Raw genomic sequence first — 19,051 nt, 5'->3', positions numbered from 1 at the left:
ACATGTTTCGCGTTCACTATACGATTCCCAACCCCCACACTAAAATACAGTGGTGGTGGTATTAAACTCCAAGATTTTTGACGGTGGTCATAGCGGTAGGGAAACGCCCGGCTCCATTCCGAACCCGGATAGCTAAGCCTACCAGCGCCGATGGTACTGCACTCGAGGGAGTGTGGGAGAGTAGGACACCGCCGTCAACACAACTTCATCATAAGAGTAGGCCAGGAAGCATACAACACGCTATCGTGTCACACGCTCCCTGGCCTACTCCCAGATACAACACCTAAAAAACAACATCCTTGTTGACTAGCAAACTCTAGGTTCTAGTCACAAGTCATTTTTGTTTGTATACCTAATGTCTTTGCTGGTGTAGAATTAGAGCTAACACACGATCAAGACGTGTATTGATTTTTTATAATTTACCTGAGGAATTTATGGCTGATTACCGAAACAACAATGACCAACGCGACTCCCGAAATAGTGATTCCTCAGGCTGGCAGCCTGCTACATCACACAATGGCAGTCGTCGTGATGACCGTGGCGGGCGTCGTTGGGATAATGACCGCCGGGATAACCGTCGTGACGATCGCGGAGGTCGCCGCTGGGATAATGACCGTCGCGATGACCGCCGGGATGACCGTGGTGGTCGCCGCTGGGATAACGATCGCCAAGATAACCGCCGTGACGATCGCGGCGGGCGTCGGTGGGATAACGATCGCCAAGATAACCGTCGTGACGATCGTGGCGGGCGTCGGTGGGATAATGACCGTCGTGATGACCGTGGTGGTCGCCGCTGGGATAATGACCGTCGCGATGACCGTCGTGATGACCGTGGCGGGCGTCGTTGGGATAATGACCGTCGTGATGACCGTGGTGGTCGCCGCTGGGATAACGATCGCCAAGATAACCGCCGGGACGATCGTGGTGGTCGCCGCTGGGATAACGATCGCCAAGATAACCGCCGGGACGATCGTGGCGGGCGTCGTTGGGATAATGACCGTCGTGATGACCGTGGTGGTCGTCGTTGGGATAATGATCGCCAAGATAACCGCCGGGACGATCGTGGTGGTCGCCGGTGGGATAATGACCGTCGTGATGACCGTGGTGGTCGCCGTTGGGATAATGACCGTCGCGATGACCGCCGGGATGACCGTGGTGGTCGCCGTTGGGATAATGATCGCCAAGATAACCGTCGTGACGATCGTGGTGGTCGCCGGTGGGATAATGATCGCCAAGATAACCGTCGTGACGATCGTGGTGGTCGCCGTTGGGATAATGACCGCCGGGACGATCGCCAAAACGATGGCCGACATACCCGCCAGTGGGATAACAGGGAAGAATCTCGCGATACCCAAGACTCACGCTCTGCCGAGCAAGATTCGCGTTATCTTCTCGACGAGATTCCCGAGTCAATTACTTCGCAATCGCTCGATGCCGATGTACGTCGCCGACTACTCAGCTTGACCAAAGACAACGGCGAACGCGTTGCACGCCACCTTGCCTATGCTGGGGAAATGATGGACATCGACCCAGAAGTAGCCTATATTCACGCCCGTGCCGCATATATGCGAGCAGCACGAGTAGATGTTGTTCGTGAAGCACTCGGTTTGACAGCTTATGTCACTGGGCGTTATGCAGAAGCGTTACGCGAATTGCGTACCTATCGTCGCATGAGTGATGACTATTCGCATGTTCCCATTGAAGCCGATTCCGAACGCGGATTAGGGCGACCAGAAAAGGCATTGAGATTTATCGAAGATATCCCGTTAGCTCGTCTCGATGCTGAAGCAAAGATTGAACTTGCCATCGTTACCTCCGGAGCTCGTGCGGAAACCGGCGATCACGAAGGCGGCCTATCGGTCCTGCAAAAGATCCTCGTAGAAAACCTTGACGACGGGCTTGCTGCGCGTGTCCAATTGACTAAGGCAGACCGACTTGAAGAGCTTGGTCGTATCGAGGAAGCCACCGAGTTGCGCAAAGAATGGCAAGTCCTACTCGAGGACGGCAATGATTTTTCGATGATGGTCGATCTTGATGAAGTACTTGACGACTTACCAGAAGAAGAGCCAGACCTCGATACAGAATTTGATGACGAACACGATGACTTTGCTGAGCTACGTGAAATCGATTCCGAAGAGGCCAGTGACTTTGAAGACGAATTTTCTGACGACGATTTCGACGACGAAGAAGCATCGGAGTTCGAAGACGACGAACCAGCTTCCACGTTCAACGATGATTTTTCCGAATCAGAATCAACGCTAGATACAAGCGATGAAAACCTCGACGATGAGCATCTTGAAGACGATCAGGAGGCCATAGAAGAATTTGATCAAGCTTTCGAAGAATTGTTTGATCCTGAGGAAATAGATGACTAATCCAACGATTCTTTCGGCCTACGATGTCATACTCTCTGATCTTGATGGCGTAGCATATCGAGGTAATAGTCCTGCAATTGGTGCTATTGAAGGTTTTCAATACGCAAAGGAAAACGGGGTGCGCGTCGTCTACATGACGAACAATTCGGCGCGCATCCCCGAAGATACCGCGGCGCATCTAACTGAGATCGGAATTCCAACCCAAGGTGGCGACGTCGTAACGAGCGCAATCACCGGCGTTATGTTACTCGCAAAACTCGTACCTCCAGGCGCTAAAGTCTTACCGCTAGGTGCCCAAGGCGTCATTCAAGCGCTGATAGAAGGCGGATTTACGCTCGTAGATTCTGCTGATGATCACCCGGAAGCTGTTCTGCACGGCTTGAACCCGGAAGCTACATGGCTCCAACTTTCTGAAGCCGCGTTAGCGATTGAGCGCGGCGCACAATACATAGCAACCAATATCGACGCAACCTTACCAAAAGAACGCGGCGAGTATTTGGGAAACGGATCGTTGGTTGCCGCTGTTTCGCACGCCACTGGAGTTGTGCCGCCGTCGTCAGGAAAACCCGAGCCGGCAATGTACGAACTTGCTCTGGAAAAATCAGGTGGCAAAAAGCCACTCGTCATCGGCGACCGACTCGACACCGATATTCTCGGTGCCAACCGAGCACGGTTTGATTCCGCGCACGTCTTGACCGGAGTGACCTCGATGCGGCAAGTCATGCTCGCTGATCCAGATCAGCGCCCAACTCACCAGATATTCGATCTACGTGATTTGAGTGCACCTATTGAACAGCCCATCTTTTCCGAAGGTGGGGTAAGTGTTGGAAACACGCGAGTTCAGATCGCAGACCAAACAATATTAATTGACAGTGCCCCCATTGAAACTACCGGATTTGAACTTACGTTAAGTCAATATCAGGCACTTGTCGCGCTTGTTTGGCAAGAAATTGATTCTGGGCGTGATATGTCGTGGATTCCTGAATGCCAACCGATATCGTCACGGTAGCGCAATGGTAGACGAAACCGCTCCATCGGCACAACCAATTCCGCGTCCGCAAGCTCCCGTTGATCCGGACCTGCTCCTCGATGGCTTAGCACAAAAAGACATCGCGGACCAGATTTCAGACCTTGAAAGCCTACATCGCGAATTAACGACTATGCTCAGTCGAGCACAAGCCTAAGAGGCATAATGGCAAATTTAACCAGAATTGATTCCGAATTAGTTCGCCGCGGATTAGCTCGATCTCGTGGCGAAGCCTCTGAACTCATTCGCGCCGGCCGTGTTTTACTCGACAAGAATATTGTGACCAAACCCGCCCGGCAAATGGATCCGGCTCAGGCGCTCATAGTCAGTAATGAACAGCGCGATGATTACGTGTCTCGAGGAGCTTATAAGCTTCTTGGTGCACTGGAATATCTCGGCGAGAAAGCCCCTAAGATCGCTGGAGTTCGCGCATTGGATGCAGGTGCTTCAACTGGTGGATTTACCGATGTTCTTTTACGAAAAGGTGCTAGCTCAGTTGTCGCGGTTGATGTTGGATACGGGCAGCTGGCATGGCGGTTACGCGAAGATCCGCGAGTAGAAGTGCTCGAACGAACAAACGTGCGCACCTTAGATCCTGAACTCGTAGCACCTGCCGCAGATCTGGTGGTTGGTGATCTTTCCTTTATCTCGCTCACACTTGTTATTCCCGCTTTAGTGCGGTGCGCGGCGCAGCATGCTGACTTCCTGCTCATGGTCAAGCCTCAGTTTGAAATCGGCAAAGAACGCTTGGGTGCTGGAGGCGTTGTGCGCAACCTGGAACATCACGTTGAAACAGTTCTCAAAGTTGCTCGATCCGGGGTTGAAGCAGGGCTCGGGATTCAAGCGGTTGCTCCGTCACCATTGCCAGGGCCAGCCGGAAATGTCGAATATTTTGTTCACATGAAGGGTAGCGCCAGCGGCATTGGGGATGATGATCTCGAATCGGCAGTGCGTCATGCGGTGGCCAGTGGTCCAGCACGAGCCCAGCTAACTGACCATCTATAATGGTGGTCGACGGGGTAATGGGGAGGTAGTTATGACTCGAAAGATTGCTCTCCTATCGCATGATAGGAATCCTGATGTGATTGCGTCGGCACGCGAAATTGCGCGTGAACTCAGTGCAGCGGGTGTCGATGTGTTGTGGCTATCGAGTACTTCTAGTCAAGCACACCAAACAGAAAATATCCCGGTTGTTAATTCGCAGCAGATCGACGACGTCGAACTGATTCTTGTTATCGGCGGTGACGGAACTATTTTGCGGGCTGCCGAACTCGCCTATGGATACCATATCCCGATTCTCGGGATCAACTATGGGCACATGGGCTTTCTTGCTGAGGCGGAGCCAGAATCGATGAGTCATGTTATATCTGCGATTCGCCACGGGCAATGGAGTGTTGATACCCGAATGGCTGTCGAGGTCCGAATTCAGGCTCCAGGTAGCCAGGCCGTTAAAACGTGGGCCTTAAATGAAGCATCAATTGAAAAAGATCCGCTTTCTCGGATGGTCGAGGCCCATATTGCGATCGACGATGTGCCACTGTCGGCGTTTACCTGCGATACGGTGTTAGTCTCGACGCCTACTGGTTCTACTGCGTATTCGTTTTCAGCCGGTGGACCTGTTGTGTGGCCAGATGTAGATGCCTTAGTGGTAACACCAGTAGCTGCGCATGCACTTTTTGCTCGTCCACTCGTTGTTAGTCCAGATTCGCACGTATCAGTGCGCATAGACAGTGAGAACGCCCATGTGTGGTGTGATGGTAGGCGTCTTTTCAGGGCACCAGCCGGAACACAGGTTACAGTGACGAGAGATTCACATCGAGTGCAACTAGCTCGACTCAATGCAATGCCATTTACCGGACGTCTCGTTCGAAAGTTTGATCTGCCTACTCGTGGTTGGCGCCGTCACGGAGAACAAAATGATTGAAGAACTCAGTATTACTAATCTCGGCGTAATTGAAAAAGCTAGAGTTACTTTTGGTCCCGGTCTGAATTCTATTACCGGTGAAACTGGTGCAGGTAAGACGATGGCTTTAACATCGCTACTATTGTTGATGGGTAGTAAGACCGATTCTTCAAAAGTGCGTTCCGGTGCACAAAACGCGGTCGTAGAAGGCACGTTCGTCGTTCCAATGAATTCACCTGCAGTCGATATTGTGCGTAACGCAGGTGGAGATGTTGATCTCGACGGCGAACACGCAGTTATTTATATCAGCCGGCATGTGCCAGTCAACGGGCGCAGCCGAGCCTACGTAGGAGGACATGTTGTTCCGCTTGGTGTACTGAAAGATTTAAGTGAATATTTAGTGACTGTGCACGGGCAGGCCGACCAGTTGCGTTTGAAAACGCTAGGTGCACAACGTCATGCTTTAGATGAATTTGGTGCAGATGAGATCAAGCATGCCACTACGGCGTATCGCCAGCAGTGGGATACGTATATCGAGCTAACGAATCGCTATCGCGAGTTTCAGGAGAAAGTATCGCAAGCTAGCACCGAGCGACTTGCCCTGGAAGCGTTTATCAAACGGGTTGATGCGGTAGAGCCTTACGTGGGCGAAGAAGATGAGCTTAAAAGCAAAGCTTTGCTTTTAGAAAATTTCGAAGATGTACGAATGGGAATGGTCAATGCTGTTGGCGCATTGGATCACGATGCCACTGGTGCGTTGCAACAACTAGATACGGCTGCCAGTGAACTGAAGAAGATTTCAGCTCATGATTCACGGCTGGTTGAAATGGCTGGGATTCTTACAGAGCTTAGTTCGCGAGCCTCCGATGTTTCTAATGAACTAAGTTATCGGCTGAGTATGTTTGAGGCAGATCCGCAAGAGCTGGATGAAATTTATCAACGGCGCTCAGAATTACGGGCTTTGCAACGTGAGCTGGGTATGGGGATTGCAGAGATTGTTGAACGTCGCCAGAGCGCAGATGAGCGCCTGGAACAGGTGACCAATCCCCAGGCTATGCTCGATTCGCTTGCGCACGATGTTGAGGTTGCGCGCGAGGCTGTGTGGGAGTTAGGTAAAACTCTCTATCAGCTTCGAGTCAAGTATGGGGAAAAATTAAGTAAAGCAATTAGCACCGAATTGAGTGAGCTCGCCATGAAAGATGCCACATTTTCGGTTGAAGTTAACTTAGTCGATGAGCCGCATTCGATGGGAGTAGATACTGTTGAATTTAAGTTTTCTCCGCATCGCACAGGTGCGCTAATGCCACTTGGAAGTACGGCTTCTGGTGGCGAAATGTCGCGCGTCATGTTGGCGTTGGAGGTTGTGATTGCGCAAGGGCTAACCCGCAGAGATCACACATTCATTTTTGATGAAGTCGATGCTGGAATTGGCGGGAAAACGGCACTTTCTATCGGTCAGCGATTGGCTCGATTGGGGAAAAATTTTCAGGTTATCGCCGTTACCCATCTTGCTCAAGTAGCAGCCTATGCTGACTGCCATATCACGGTGCACAAGTTACTGCACGATAGCGGTGGAACTACTGATGTGCGGGCGTTAGATCACCACGAGCGCACTGTGGAATTAGCTCGAATGCTCTCTGGACATGCCGAATCGGAGGCGGCACTCGCACACGCGGCTGAGTTACTTACCAGCGCGCATGTGTCATGATAAGCGTATGGTATTCAAACGTCACAAGAAATCGGCGGAGGACCTTCGGACAAAATGTGAAGGTATAGCGAAGGTAGATTCGCGTACGAAGAATTTGACGAAACGTCTTTCTGCTGGAGATATCGCAATCATTGATCATGAAGATCTTGATCGCGTTTCTGCTGAAGCTCTGGTCGAATGTAGACCACTAGCGGTCTTGAATGCAGCAAAATCTACTTCTGGACGCTACCCCAATCTTGGTCCAGTGATTCTCCAACAAGCTGGTATTGCCTTGATTGACGATCTTGGTTCGGCGATTATGGATATTCGTGAAGGTTCGCGGGTAACAGTCGATGGCGAAGGAGTTGTACGTCAATACGACGATGTGATTGCTGAGGGAAGGGTCCAAACCGCCCAAACAATACAGGAAGCTCGCGATGCTGCCCGCGCTGGAATGTCTACCCAGCTCAAAGCCTTTGCGACAAATACCATGGAATATGTTGAGCGGGAACAAGATCTTATTCTTGACGGTGTAGGCATGCCTGAGGTTAAAACTGTATTTGCTGGCCGGCATGCACTTATCGTGGTTCGCGGATATCGGTATAAAGAAGATCTCCAAGCATTACGTACTTATATTCGTGAATACCGGCCCATTTTGGTTGGTGTTGACGGTGGTGCAGATGCGTTGATTGAAGCTGGCTATAAACCTAATATGATCGTTGGGGATATGGATTCGGTTTCAGATGCCGCATTGAGATCGGGAGCAGAGGTTGTTGTCCACGCATATCGAGATGGTCGTGCACCTGGTCGCAAACGTGTTGAAGACCTCGGGATTGATCATAGTATTTTCCCAGCAACGGGTACTTCAGAAGATATCGCGATGTTACTTGCAGATGCTAAAGGTGCCGATCTAATTGTTGCGCTGGGAACACATTCAACGCTGATCGAATATCTTGATAAAGGACGACGCGGGATGGCTTCGACGTTCCTTACCCGGCTACAAGTTGGGGCGAAGTTGATAGATGCCAAAGGTGTGAGCCAACTGTATCGGTCGCGGATATCGAATTGGCAAATTGCTTTCTTGTTGATGACGGGTCTGTTAGTTATTGGTGCCGCATTGGCTGTAACCGATGCGGGGCAGATTTTGTTCGGGTTGGTTAAAGTTTGGTACTCGAATACCATTTTTTGGTTGAAGGGTCTTTTTTAGGGTGGAATTATGATTGACTTTCGTTATCATCTTGTCTCATTAGGGGCAGTTTTTATCGCGTTAGCGGTCGGGATTATCCTTGGTGCCGGTCCGTTACAAAATTCCATCGGCAATGTTCTAAATTCACAGGTACAGGCTCTATCTGATGCTAACTCCAAGCTTAAAGAAGAGATGATTGAGTACCAAGAAACTATTGCCCAAAATGATGCAGCCTGGGAGGATTTAGCTCCTTCGCTCGTTCAAGGTAGTCTTACGGGTCGTTCAGTTGCGCTTATTTCACTTCCGGGTGTTTCAAGTGATGAGATAACTGCGGTTTCAGAACGTTTAGTTCAAGCAGGTGCCTCGATCAATATGCAGGTTACGATCAATCAGTCATGGACCGCCGCTGACCAAACTGCCTATCGGACGACGTTTGCTTCGCAGTTAGCGTCCTATATCGAAGGTGGCGATCCGAATACGGATCCTAATACGCTCATGACTGATGCACTCTACCAATTAACAGTCAATGGTATTGCGTTTGGCCAAAACGTCACGTTGCGTGACATCCTTACTGGTTCTGATGAGCCGATGATGACGTTGGCTAAGCCAACTGATGGGCCAGCGCAGGTTGTTGTTATTCTGTCACCAGATACAGATCAAGACGATATCGATAAGCGTGCTGCGCAAGATCCAGAGGTCCAGGCACAAGCAACTTATGATGCTCAAACCTTTGCGGCGCTCGGAAGTCGTTTTAGTTCGAAGATACCTACAGTTGTTGTGGGGTCTGCCGATTCGGCTGCCGACGTTGCTAGAGTTGTGCGTGATTTAGGTGATGCGTCTACGGTCGATAACCTTTCAGATTCGATGATTGTTGGAAGCATCAACACTGTTATGGCAGTTGCTCATGAGCTTAACAATAATGTTGTCCATCTCGGTTTTGATGATGGTGCTGGGCAAGCTTTGTCCCAGCGCGTCGAATCTGTTAAGCCAGAAGATCCGCCAGCACCAGCCCCTGCTGCACAACCAGCACCTGCGCCTACTGAAGAACCAGCACCGCAACCAGCATCATGAAACGTATAGTTGCTAGTTCCTTGCTGGCGCTCTCAGTCAGTGCCGGTGTGGGGTTGTTGTCGAAAATGATCGCTGCGCCGTCGTGGTCCCGAACTTCGTATCGCGGGTCGTCGGTATCGTTGCGTGGCGGGGTGAGTGTTGTTGCTGGTCTGGTTGCTGGTAGTAGCGTGACGCCGGATTCTCAGTTGCGTTTCGCATTGTTTACGACGACGGCGGCTGGGACGTTCGCCGGGTATATCGATGACCATCTAGAGGATAAATTTCACGCCAAAGGCAAAGGCTTTCGAGGTCATTTGGGTGCGTTACGGCATGGACGATTTACTTCGGGTGTAGCCAAGATTGCAATTATCGGACTTGGGTCAGTGGTATCAGGGATCGCGTTGGAAAAACCGCGCGATGTTGTGGGGTATTTTGCGGTTGGTGTTGATGCTGCGTTGATTGCCGGGACTGCAAATATCATTAATCTGCTTGATTTGCGCCCAGGTAGAGCTTTGAAAGCAACACTTGGAGTATCTGTTCCGGTGCTCTGTCTATCTCCAGATGCTCGTATTGCAGGTGGTGCGCTGATTGGAAGTTGTTGCGCCGCTTTGCCGTCAGATCTTTCTGGTGAGACGATGCTGGGGGATTTGGGTGCCAACGCTATCGGTGCTCATCTGGGTGTATTGGTTGCTCATCGCGCCTCGCTACCTGTCAAGCTAGCTGCGCTCGGCGTCGTTTCTGCTTTGACGTTAGCCTCAGAACGTTTCTCGTTTTCTGAGGTTATCGAAAATACGCCGTTATTAAAGTTTATCGATGAGCTAGGTCGTCGTTAAGAGCAAGCTATGAAGAAAATCTCCTCAGTGATCGGTGCAGCAGGCATGATTGCCATTGTCACACTGGGTGCTCGATTCATGGGTTTGGTTCGTAAACTTGCACAATCATGGGCGATGTCAGACGGTGTTGTTGCTGGCACGTATGATACTGCGAACACCGTGCCCAATATTTTGTTTGAGGTTGTTGCAGGCGGTGCCCTAGCTGGTGCGGTCATTCCGTTAATATCGCGCTTTTTAGCGCACAACCTCCATCAGGAAGAATCAAAGACGGTTTCTGCACTGGTGACCTGGATTTTGACGGTGTCGATTCCAATTGCGGTTATCGTGATGTTCTGTGCCCGGTTCATCACCTCTTTTTTGCTGGCCTCTGGCAGTGCAGCGCAAATTGATTTGGGCACGACGTTGCTACAGATTTTTGCTTGGCAAATTCCGCTCTACGGGTTATCTGTGGTTTTTTCTGGGGTTTTACAAGCGCACAAACGCTTTGGTCTTCCCGCCGTGGCGCCATTGATTTCATCTACAGTCGTTGTGGGAGTTTTTGTATGGTATGCCCTAAGCGTTGGGGCGCAAACCCAGCCTCAAGACATTTCCACCATGGCGATCGTGTTATTGGGGTGGGGGACGACGGCGGGAGTTGCAGTCTTCTCGTTAGTCCAACTTCCTGCGGTTATGCGTATTGTAAAGATTCGCTTTTCATGGTCGTTTCCGCCCGGAGTTGCCCGTGATACGGTGCGCTTGGGAGGTGCTGGCTTAGCTGGACTTATCGCCCAACAGCTTGCCATTTTGTCGATTATGTATTCGACTAATGATCTTTCTGACCCGGGTACGTTTGCTGCGTTCAATTACGCGTATGCGGTTTTCATGGTCCCGTATGCGGTTTTGGCTGTTCCGATTGCTACGGCGGTATTTCCACGTATCTCGCAGGCCTTTGAGCTACATGAGATGCAAAAACTGCGCCATCTTGTAGAAAACTCAACGTATTTGGTTTTACTTATGGGCGCAACGGCTGCGGTGCTTATCGCCACGTTGGCTACTCCAGCTAAAGGCATTATAGAACTTGGTAATACGATCACTGGTCTTGACATTGCCTTGCAAAGTATGGCGTTTGGGGCGATTGGATTTTCTTTGCTTTACCACGGTGCGCGTGTTTTGTACGCACTTGGTAGGCCGTATTTGGTCATAGCTAGTAATTCTATTGCGTGGTGTGCGGTTATTGCTTGCTTGGCTTTAGGTTATGTTTTTGATGTTCATGGACGTGAAGCGACCTTGCAGTGGGTAGGGGTTTCACTTTCGGTGGGGTTAACTATTGGGGGAGTTGTACTTGTTGGCTTCCTCCGCCACGCTAGTGGTGCCCGGATTGTCTTTGCCTATCGGGCCCGGTTAGCTCGAGGCGGTGGCGTGTTGGCAATTTCCGGTAGCGTTGCGTGGTTCTTGGTACCGCGGGTGGAGATTTGGTTTATTAACTTACTTGGTCCTGGAATTATTCCGTCCTTGATTGCGGCTAGTATCGGGGCACTTGTGGTACTTGGACCAATGTTTTATATAGTTGGCATAGATTTTCGGAAGAAGGCATTCGTGTGAAGACCTACCCTACTGCTATCGGTGAGCTCGCGTTACGCGACGTTTTCGTTCCAGATCACGTCGATGTTCTTTCCTCGTCGTTGACTTTCCACAGTCCTATTTTTGACGTCTATGACGATGAAGTTGTGTTCCCATTTGGCGATAGCGCCCGCAGACAATACATGAAACATGCTGATGCGGTGGGCATCGTAGCAGTTCGCCCTAGTGGGGATACATGGGAAGTCTTGTTGATCCATCAATATCGCCACGCCCCACGGTTGATGATGTGGGAAGTACCAGCCGGATTGTGCGATATTGAAGGAGAAGATCGCCGCAGCGCAGCGATGCGCGAGTTGGCTGAAGAGACCGGTTACACCGCTGATAATTGGCAAGAGTTAGTGCGGATCCATGCCTCTGCTGGCGTTAGTGATGAGGCAGTGACGCTTTTCCTGGCTAGAGGTATTTCACAACTGTCCGACGTCGATTTCGATCGGATTGAAGAAGAGCGTGAAATAACGGTGCATTGGATCGCGATGTCCGACGTCATCGATGCCATCTATCGTGGTGACCTTACAAGTCCGGCGTTAGTTACAGGTATCTTGGCAGCCCAACGTCTACTCGATGAGTAATAAACACCATTAAACGTCTATATTGCGACTATTTCATGTTCGACTGTGGCGTAAATCTGACCTACCGACTTGCAAAACTCGAATATTGCAACAAAAATGTTGTGTAAAGATTGATTGGTGCGGGAGGTGTACATGGTAGATACAGAAGATGTTGGCACCTGCGAACAAATCCTGAGATTGATCGTTGAACGCGGGCCTATTACCGCCGGAGAATTAGCTAAGATTTTGGTTCTAACTCCAGCTGCGGTGCGCAGGCATATTTCAACGCTTGTAGCTGAGAATAATATCGAAGCCTACGCGGGGAGTAATCAAGGCCCAGCTCGTAGAGGGCGTCCCTCGCGGCGCTATATTGCTACAGCTGCCGGCCAAGAGCTCTTGGGCCAAGGATATGCAGATTTAGCAAACCAGGCGTTAGCTTTTTTGCGAGCTGAACTTGGGGATGATGGCGTCGATGATTTTGTTCGGGCGCGCACCTCTAAGCTCGAGTCACGCTACCGATCAATTCTTGAAAAATCAGGTCAATCAACTGCAGAGAAGACTGCTACGTTAGCTCAGGCGTTGTCCAAAGATGGTTTTGTAGCTACTTTGCGCAGAGGCGGACCGCATGCTTTAGCGATTCAGTTATGCCAGGGGCATTGCCCAATTCAAGAAGTAGCTAAGGACTTTCCAGAAATGTGTGAAGCAGAAACTCAAGCTTTTGCACGTTTACTCGGGGTCCCTATTCAGCGACTGTCCACGTTAGCAAACGGCGGGCACGTGTGTACCACGAATATCCTCTTGGGTATTCCACAAAATTTGCGTTCTCGTGTAGCGACGCAAAAATCAACGTCAGATACAACTGACGATCGGGAAGGAAATAAATGACCCAAACCGGGACGGGCCCAGCACAGCTGACCCAAGAAGAAACAATTGAGGCCGTTGGCGGGAAGTATCAATACGGTTGGCATGACACTGATATCGCCGGCCAAAGCGCCAAACGCGGCTTAAATGAAGATGTTGTGCGCGATATCTCAGCGAAAAAGGCTGAGCCGGAGTGGATGTTAAAGAAGCGTTTGAAGGCTTTGACGTTATTTGAACGCCGACCAATGCCTAACTGGGGCGCGGATCTTTCTGGAATCGATTTCGATACGATTAAGTACTATGTGAAATCTACTGAGGGTCAAGCCAATACGTGGGAAGACCTCCCCGAAGAGATCAAGAACACCTATGATCGACTAGGTATCCCAGAAGCTGAAAAAGCACGACTCGTCTCCGGCGTCGCGGCACAGTACGAATCGGAGGTCGTTTACCACAAGATCCGCGAAGATCTCGAAGAACAAGGCGTGATCTTCCTCGATACTGACACCGGATTGCGCGAGTATCCAGAGATCTTCCAAGAATATTTCGGTACTGCGATCCCGTTAGGTGACAACAAGTTCGCTTCGTTGAATTCTGCTGTTTGGTCAGGTGGATCTTTCGTCTATGTTCCAAAAGGTGTGCATGTTGAGATTCCACTTCAAGCATACTTCCGCATCAACACCGAAAACATGGGCCAGTTTGAACGCACGTTGATTATCGCAGATGAAGATTCGTATGTGCACTACGTCGAAGGATGTACGGCACCAATCTACTCTAGCGATTCACTGCATTCTGCCGTTGTGGAAATCTTTGTGAAGAAGAACGCGCGAGTTCGCTATACCACAATTCAAAACTGGTCCAACAACGTCTATAACCTCGTCACCAAGCGCGCCATCGTAGAAGAAGGCGGCACTATGGAATGGATCGATGGCAACATTGGTTCAAAGGTGACGATGAAATACCCAGCCGTCTACCTCACCGGCCCACACGCGCGCGGGGAAACACTATCTATCGCGTTCGCAGGCGAAGGGCAGTACCAAGACACCGGCTCAAAGATGGTCCACATGGCACCGTACACCTCCTCATCAATTGTCTCGAAGTCAGTTGCACGCGCAGGAGGGCGTTCTGCATATCGTGGCTTAGTCCAAATTGAACCGGAAGCCAAACATTCTAAGTCCAATGTGTTGTGCGATGCGCTGTTGGTAGATTCGATTTCACGTTCGGATACCTATCCTTATGTTGATGTTCGCGTTGACGACGTCGAAATGGGTCACGAAGCCACTGTATCGAAAGTCTCAGAAGAACAGTTGTTCTATCTTATGTCCCGAGGAATCGAAGAAACTGAGGCGATGGCGATGATTGTGCGCGGCTTCGTTGAGCCCATTGCGCGAGAATTGCCGATGGAATACGCACTTGAATTAAATCGCCTTATCGAACTCCAGATGGAAGGATCTGTCGGCTGATGGCTACCGTTATGAATTCGCGCGCCGATCGCGCATTATCCTTTGATCTTCAGACCTTCCCCGTTCCGCACGGGCGCGAAGAAGAATGGCGTTTTACTCCCCTAGAGCGCGTAGCGCCACTTTTTGAGCTCGCTAGCGGCAATAGCGTTGACGTTAGTGTTTCTGGCGAAGCTAACTACGAAGTTGGCGGGCGCGACGATCAACGCTTGGGCAATGGTTTTCCGCCAGAAGATCGTACCGCCGTCGTCGAATGGAACTCCTTCCGTGAAGCACACATGATCACGATTCCACGCGATGCGCGCCTCGATCAAGAGGTCACTGTGTCAGTAGTCAGTAAATCTGATGAACAGGTCTCACCACTTCATTTTTACTTCGAAGCTCAAACCCACTCCGAATCCACGGTCGTCCTCCACCACTCTGGCTCTGGCCGAGTTAATGAAGGCGTAGAAATTGTGGTCGGCGATGGTGCTCACTTAACGTTCGTCTCCGTCCAGCAATGGAATGACGACGCCGTCCACACCGCCTCACATCGCATTCGAATGGGACGTGATGCGACACTCAAACACATTGTTGTTTCGCTAGGTGGCGATCTGGTGCGGGTAACATCCTCAGTTCAATACACTGCCCCTGGTAGTGACGTCAATATGCTCGGTGCGTACTTCGTCGATAGCGGGCAGCATATTGAAAATCGCCTGCTGGTCGATCATAGCGTCGAAAACGCTGTATCAAACGTGACCTATAAAGGTGCACTGCAAGGCCAAGATGCACACTCAGTATGGATTGGTGATGTTCTAATACGCCCAGAAGCAATCGGCACCAATACCTATGAACTGAACCGCAACTTGGTATTGACCGAGGGTGCTCGTGCTGATTCAGTTCCTAATCTTGAGATCGAAACTGGTGAAATCGAAGGTGCCGGCCATGCCTCAGCTACCGGACGCTTCGATGACGAGCAACTCTTCTATCTCATGTCACGAGGAATTGCAGAAGAAGAAGCCCGCCGGCTCGTTGTACGCGGTTTCTTTGCTGAATTGATTCACCAAATCGGTGTTGAAACAGTGGAACAGAATCTAATGGCCGCCATCGAAGAAGAGCTCGATTTAACCATGAGTGGTACCTCCCATGAGTGAATATCGGGTATGTTCAACAACTGATGTAGCAGCCGGGTCTGTACAAGGATTCGACCTGCATATAGCTGATGACCAAGAACTCAGTGTTGCCATTATCCAATCGGATCAAGGCAACTGGTTCGCTACCCATAATCAATGCACCCATGGACGAGTCAAACTATCAGATGGTTGGGTTGAAGATCAGACCATTGAATGTTCGCGCCACGGAGCAGTATTTGACCTTCAAAGCGGGGATGTCATCTCATTGCCCGCCACCCGCAAACTCACAACCTACCCGGTGCGCATAGACGGCGATAACGTCTATATCACCGTCTAAAACGAATAACTTTATTAAAGAGAAGAGAATAACCAGTGTCTACCTTAGAAATTAAGAATTTACACGTATCTGTGGAAACCGCAGATGGACCAAAGCAAATCCTGCGCGGAGTTAATCTTACGATTAACTCCGGTGAAATCCATGCAGTGATGGGGCCAAATGGTTCTGGAAAATCGACCCTTTCCTACGCCATTGCAGGGCATCCTAAATATGAAATCACCGAAGGCGAAGTCCTTTTAGATGGTGAAAATATTGTCGAAATGTCTGCAGATGAACGCGCTCGTGCCGGTCTATTCTTGGCTATGCAATATCCAGTAGAAGTCACCGGTGTTACAGTAACGAACTTCTTGCGCACAGCCAAGACCGCCATCGATGGTGAAGCACCTAAGTTGCGCGAATGGGTTAAATCAATGAAGCAGGCAATGAGCGATTTGAAGATCGACGAAGATTTCTCATCGCGCGATGTCAATGTGGGCTTTTCTGGAGGGGAAAAGAAGCGAGTTGAGATTCTCCAGCTCGAAATGCTCAAGCCAAAGTTTGCGATACTTGACGAAACTGATTCTGGTCTCGACGTCGACGCATTGCGTTTGGTCTCCCAAGGCGTTAATCGCGTCCATGAAAATACTAACAATGGAGTCTTGCTGATCACCCATTACACTCGTATTTTGAATTACATCAAGCCAGATTTCGTACACGTATTTGTCGATGGTCGTGTTGCGGAATCAGGTGGACCAGAACTCGCTGCAGTTTTGGAAGCCGATGGCTATGAGAAGTATGAAGGTTAGATTGTGACTAGAGCACTCGTTGCTCGAGACGATTTCCCCATCTTAGACCGCGAAGTCTATGATGGGGTTCGCCTCGTTTACCTTGATTCAGCAGCTACCGCGCAAAAACCGATCCAGGTTATCGATGCGATGCGCGAGCATGCGTTATTCCACAACGGCGGGGTCAATCGAGGTTCACATATTTTAGCTGGTGAATCTACGCTTGCTGTTGAAGACGCCCGCGCTGCGATCGCACACTTCGTGGGGGTAAAACCCGATGAAATTTCGTGGACCAAAAATTCTACCGAAGCCTTAAATGCGCTGGCTTATACATTCTTAAATGAAACCTATGAGCACCGTCAGTTTGGCAAAGATACGATCTTTGCGTTAGCTCCGGGCGATAATATCGTTGTGACTCGGGCTGAGCATCATGCCAATTTGATCCCATGGCAAGAACTTGCGCACCGCACCGGAGTCGAACTTCGCTGGCTAGATCTCGATGCGGACGGGCGCATAGATCTTAGTACTATAGATGTTATTGACGATAAGACAGCCGTTGTTGCTTTCGGCCATGTTTCTAACGTAACAGGGGCAATCGCCCCGGTTAGCGAACTTGTAGCGTGTGCGCGGGGGCATAACGCATTTGTTGTTCTCGATGCCTGCCAGTCGGTGCCCCATATCCCAGTTAATTTCAAAGATCTCGACGTCGATTTCGCAGTATTTTCCGGGCATAAAATGCTTGGTCCTACCGGTATTGGTGTTCTCTACGTCAAGTCTGAAATCGGGAAAGTAATGCCACCGTTCTTAACTGGTGGTTCTATGGTGGAAGTTGTCACGATGGAAAAGACAACATTTGCGCCGCCACCGGCACGTTTCGAAGCTGGTACCCAACCAGTTTCGCAAATTGTTGGGTTAAGCCGAGCAGTCCAATACCTTACTGAAATAGGTATGGACAATGTGGCTGACCATGAAACCGAGCTGACAGCTTACGCGTTATCAAAGATCGAAGACATTCCTGGTATTCGGATACTAGGGCCACGTCAAACAGAGCATCGCATCGGGGTGATTGCCTTTGAAGTTTTAGGTGTACATCCCCATGACGTAGGGCAACTTTTAGACTCCTCAGGAATCGCGATACGAGTCGGGCACCACTGTGCACAACCCATTCATCAACATTTTGGTGTATCGTCGTCATCGCGGCTTTCGTTTGGCCCATACAATACGAGTGCTGATGTTGATGCGTTCATCGATGCCTTAGCGCGCGTGCGTTCTTATTTTGGAGTGGAGGGAGAACTATGAGTGAACTTGATCAGATGTATCAGCAGATTATTCTCGATGCATCACGCGAGCGCCACGGTGAAGGCCATATTGACGATGCCCACGGGGAGTCTTTCCAGGTCAATACTACCTGTGGTGATCAGGCAACGTTACAGGTTCGCCTTTCTGCCGATGGATCTCGGGTTGAAAAGATTGCTTGGGACGGGCAGGGCTGTTCTATCTCGCAAGCCTCGTTATCGATTATGCATGATCTAGCTGAAGGCAAAACTGTAGCTGACATTGATGAACTTTATACTGCTTTTCGCGATATGATGGATCAACGAGGCCAAGAGCTAGACGAGGATATGGCAGACTTGCTAGATGATGCAGCCGCGTTTCAAGGTGTTTCGAAGTTTCCAATGCGTATCAAGTGTGCATTACTAGGATGGATGGCACTGCGCGATGCAACAGATAAAGCCCTTGACCAAAAGCATACGTAACCTAATTTTTAAGTAATCCGATATCCAAAACGGCTGCGAAGCTGAGGAGAAGAATATGACTGACTCGCACGTCACTGTTGAAGAGATTGAAGAAGCTCTTCGCGATGTGATCGATCCAGAACTCGGGATTAACATCGTTGATCTTGGCCTATTGTATGGGTTGAGCATCGATGGAGATTCCGCAGTAGCTGATATGACACTTACATCAGCAGCATGCCCGCTCACTGACGTTATCGAGGAACAAGCTGCTGTAGCGGTAGCTAACCTTGTTAGTGATTTTCGGATTAACTGGGTGTGGCTGCCACCGTGGGGGCCAGATCGGATCACCGAAGATGGCCGTGACCAGCTTCGGGCTTTAGGTTTTAACGTCTAAACCTAGCCAGTTACATCACCTCGTTGGGGGAGCATTGGACAATGCTCCCCCTTCTTGGCTGAAAAACCGGGGCAGGTGAAGGAGATCACCGTGACTACCAGCTTCGTATATGCTCGGCCTTGCCTGCGCAGCACAGCATGATGCGGTTAGCTGTTCATAAG

Annotated in this window: 20 protein-coding genes and 1 rRNA gene; all 21 read left to right on the top strand. The window is 50.2% G+C overall.

The genetic code is table 11. The features are described 5' to 3' along the window. The first annotated feature begins 79 nt into the window (after positions 1 to 79). The 21 genes from rrf to NG665_RS04680 all read left to right on the top strand — a co-directional run bounded on the left by rrf (position 80) and on the right by NG665_RS04680 (position 18,890). Positions 80 to 197 (top strand): 5S ribosomal RNA (gene rrf / locus NG665_RS04780). Positions 198 to 516: 319 nt separating this feature from the next. Then, positions 517 to 1,464 (top strand): hypothetical protein, encoded by a 948-nt coding sequence (locus NG665_RS04775; RefSeq protein WP_252672527.1) that lies wholly within the window; start codon positions 517 to 519, stop codon positions 1,462 to 1,464. Then, positions 1,461 to 2,375: a tetratricopeptide repeat protein gene (locus tag NG665_RS04770; RefSeq protein ID WP_252672526.1), complete on the top strand. Its 915-nt coding sequence runs from the start codon at positions 1,461 to 1,463 to the stop codon at positions 2,373 to 2,375. The genes NG665_RS04775 and NG665_RS04770 overlap by 4 nt, the downstream gene beginning before the upstream one ends. Then, complete coding sequence (locus NG665_RS04765; RefSeq protein WP_252672525.1) at positions 2,368 to 3,384, top strand: HAD-IIA family hydrolase; 1,017 nt, start codon at positions 2,368 to 2,370, stop codon at positions 3,382 to 3,384. Before NG665_RS04770 ends, NG665_RS04765 begins: the two co-directional genes overlap by 8 nt. Before the next feature lie 4 nt (positions 3,385 to 3,388). Beyond that, positions 3,389 to 3,559, top strand: a complete 171-nt coding sequence (locus NG665_RS04760; RefSeq protein WP_252672524.1) for a hypothetical protein — start codon at positions 3,389 to 3,391, stop codon at positions 3,557 to 3,559. Positions 3,560 to 3,567: 8 nt separating this feature from the next. Next, complete coding sequence (locus tag NG665_RS04755) at positions 3,568 to 4,407, top strand: TlyA family RNA methyltransferase (protein WP_252672523.1); 840 nt, start codon at positions 3,568 to 3,570, stop codon at positions 4,405 to 4,407. Between the two features lie 31 nt (positions 4,408 to 4,438). Next, positions 4,439 to 5,326, top strand: coding sequence for an NAD kinase (locus NG665_RS04750; RefSeq protein WP_252672522.1), 888 nt, complete (start codon positions 4,439 to 4,441; stop codon positions 5,324 to 5,326). Then, entirely contained in the window at positions 5,319 to 7,013 is a 1,695-nt protein-coding gene (gene recN, locus NG665_RS04745; protein WP_252672521.1) for a DNA repair protein RecN, read from the top strand. Before NG665_RS04750 ends, recN begins: the two co-directional genes overlap by 8 nt. A 7-nt stretch (positions 7,014 to 7,020) precedes the next feature. Further along, entirely contained in the window at positions 7,021 to 8,199 is a 1,179-nt protein-coding gene (gene steA, locus NG665_RS04740; RefSeq protein ID WP_252672520.1) for a putative cytokinetic ring protein SteA, read from the top strand. A 9-nt stretch (positions 8,200 to 8,208) separates the two neighbouring features. Then, positions 8,209 to 9,249 carry a copper transporter gene (locus NG665_RS04735; RefSeq protein ID WP_252672519.1) on the top strand — a complete coding sequence of 347 codons (1,041 nt, stop codon included), beginning with the start codon at positions 8,209 to 8,211 and terminating at the stop codon, positions 9,247 to 9,249. Further along, complete coding sequence (locus NG665_RS04730; protein WP_252672518.1) at positions 9,246 to 10,061, top strand: hypothetical protein; 816 nt, start codon at positions 9,246 to 9,248, stop codon at positions 10,059 to 10,061. Before NG665_RS04735 ends, NG665_RS04730 begins: the two co-directional genes overlap by 4 nt. 9 nt (positions 10,062 to 10,070) lie before the next feature. Beyond that, entirely contained in the window at positions 10,071 to 11,642 is a 1,572-nt protein-coding gene (gene murJ, locus NG665_RS04725; RefSeq protein ID WP_252672517.1) for a murein biosynthesis integral membrane protein MurJ, read from the top strand. Next, positions 11,639 to 12,250: an NUDIX domain-containing protein gene (locus NG665_RS04720; RefSeq protein ID WP_252672516.1), complete on the top strand. Its 612-nt coding sequence runs from the start codon at positions 11,639 to 11,641 to the stop codon at positions 12,248 to 12,250. The genes murJ and NG665_RS04720 overlap by 4 nt, the downstream gene beginning before the upstream one ends. Before the next feature lie 132 nt (positions 12,251 to 12,382). After that, entirely contained in the window at positions 12,383 to 13,114 is a 732-nt protein-coding gene (locus NG665_RS04715) for a helix-turn-helix transcriptional regulator (RefSeq protein ID WP_252672515.1), read from the top strand. Beyond that, complete coding sequence (sufB, locus tag NG665_RS04710; RefSeq protein WP_252672514.1) at positions 13,111 to 14,550, top strand: Fe-S cluster assembly protein SufB; 1,440 nt, start codon at positions 13,111 to 13,113, stop codon at positions 14,548 to 14,550. Before NG665_RS04715 ends, sufB begins: the two co-directional genes overlap by 4 nt. Continuing rightward, positions 14,550 to 15,680, top strand: a complete 1,131-nt coding sequence (sufD, locus tag NG665_RS04705; protein ID WP_252672513.1) for a Fe-S cluster assembly protein SufD — start codon at positions 14,550 to 14,552, stop codon at positions 15,678 to 15,680. The genes sufB and sufD overlap by 1 nt, the downstream gene beginning before the upstream one ends. Further along, the gene (locus NG665_RS04700; RefSeq protein WP_252672512.1) at positions 15,673 to 15,996 is read left to right on the top strand and encodes a Rieske (2Fe-2S) protein; all 324 of its coding nucleotides are present in this window, start codon (positions 15,673 to 15,675) and stop codon (positions 15,994 to 15,996) included. The genes sufD and NG665_RS04700 overlap by 8 nt, the downstream gene beginning before the upstream one ends. Positions 15,997 to 16,031: 35 nt before the next feature. Beyond that, positions 16,032 to 16,781, top strand: coding sequence for a Fe-S cluster assembly ATPase SufC (sufC, locus tag NG665_RS04695; RefSeq protein ID WP_252672511.1), 750 nt, complete (start codon positions 16,032 to 16,034; stop codon positions 16,779 to 16,781). Positions 16,782 to 16,784: 3 nt separating this feature from the next. Then, positions 16,785 to 18,059 carry an aminotransferase class V-fold PLP-dependent enzyme gene (locus NG665_RS04690; RefSeq protein WP_252672510.1) on the top strand — a complete coding sequence of 425 codons (1,275 nt, stop codon included), beginning with the start codon at positions 16,785 to 16,787 and terminating at the stop codon, positions 18,057 to 18,059. Beyond that, positions 18,056 to 18,517, top strand: a complete 462-nt coding sequence (gene sufU / locus NG665_RS04685) for a Fe-S cluster assembly sulfur transfer protein SufU (RefSeq protein WP_252672509.1) — start codon at positions 18,056 to 18,058, stop codon at positions 18,515 to 18,517. The genes NG665_RS04690 and sufU overlap by 4 nt, the downstream gene beginning before the upstream one ends. A 22-nt stretch (positions 18,518 to 18,539) precedes the next feature. Next, the gene (locus tag NG665_RS04680) at positions 18,540 to 18,890 is read left to right on the top strand and encodes a metal-sulfur cluster assembly factor (RefSeq protein WP_435366691.1); all 351 of its coding nucleotides are present in this window, start codon (positions 18,540 to 18,542) and stop codon (positions 18,888 to 18,890) included. The last annotated feature ends 161 nt before the right edge of the window (positions 18,891 to 19,051 follow it).

This window comes from Arcanobacterium pinnipediorum (assembly GCF_023973165.1).
Taxonomy (GTDB): Bacteria; Actinomycetota; Actinomycetes; order Actinomycetales; family Actinomycetaceae; genus Arcanobacterium; species Arcanobacterium pinnipediorum.
The sequence above is the reverse complement of the archived record's forward strand: the minus strand, read 5'-3'. Positions and strand labels throughout refer to the sequence as shown.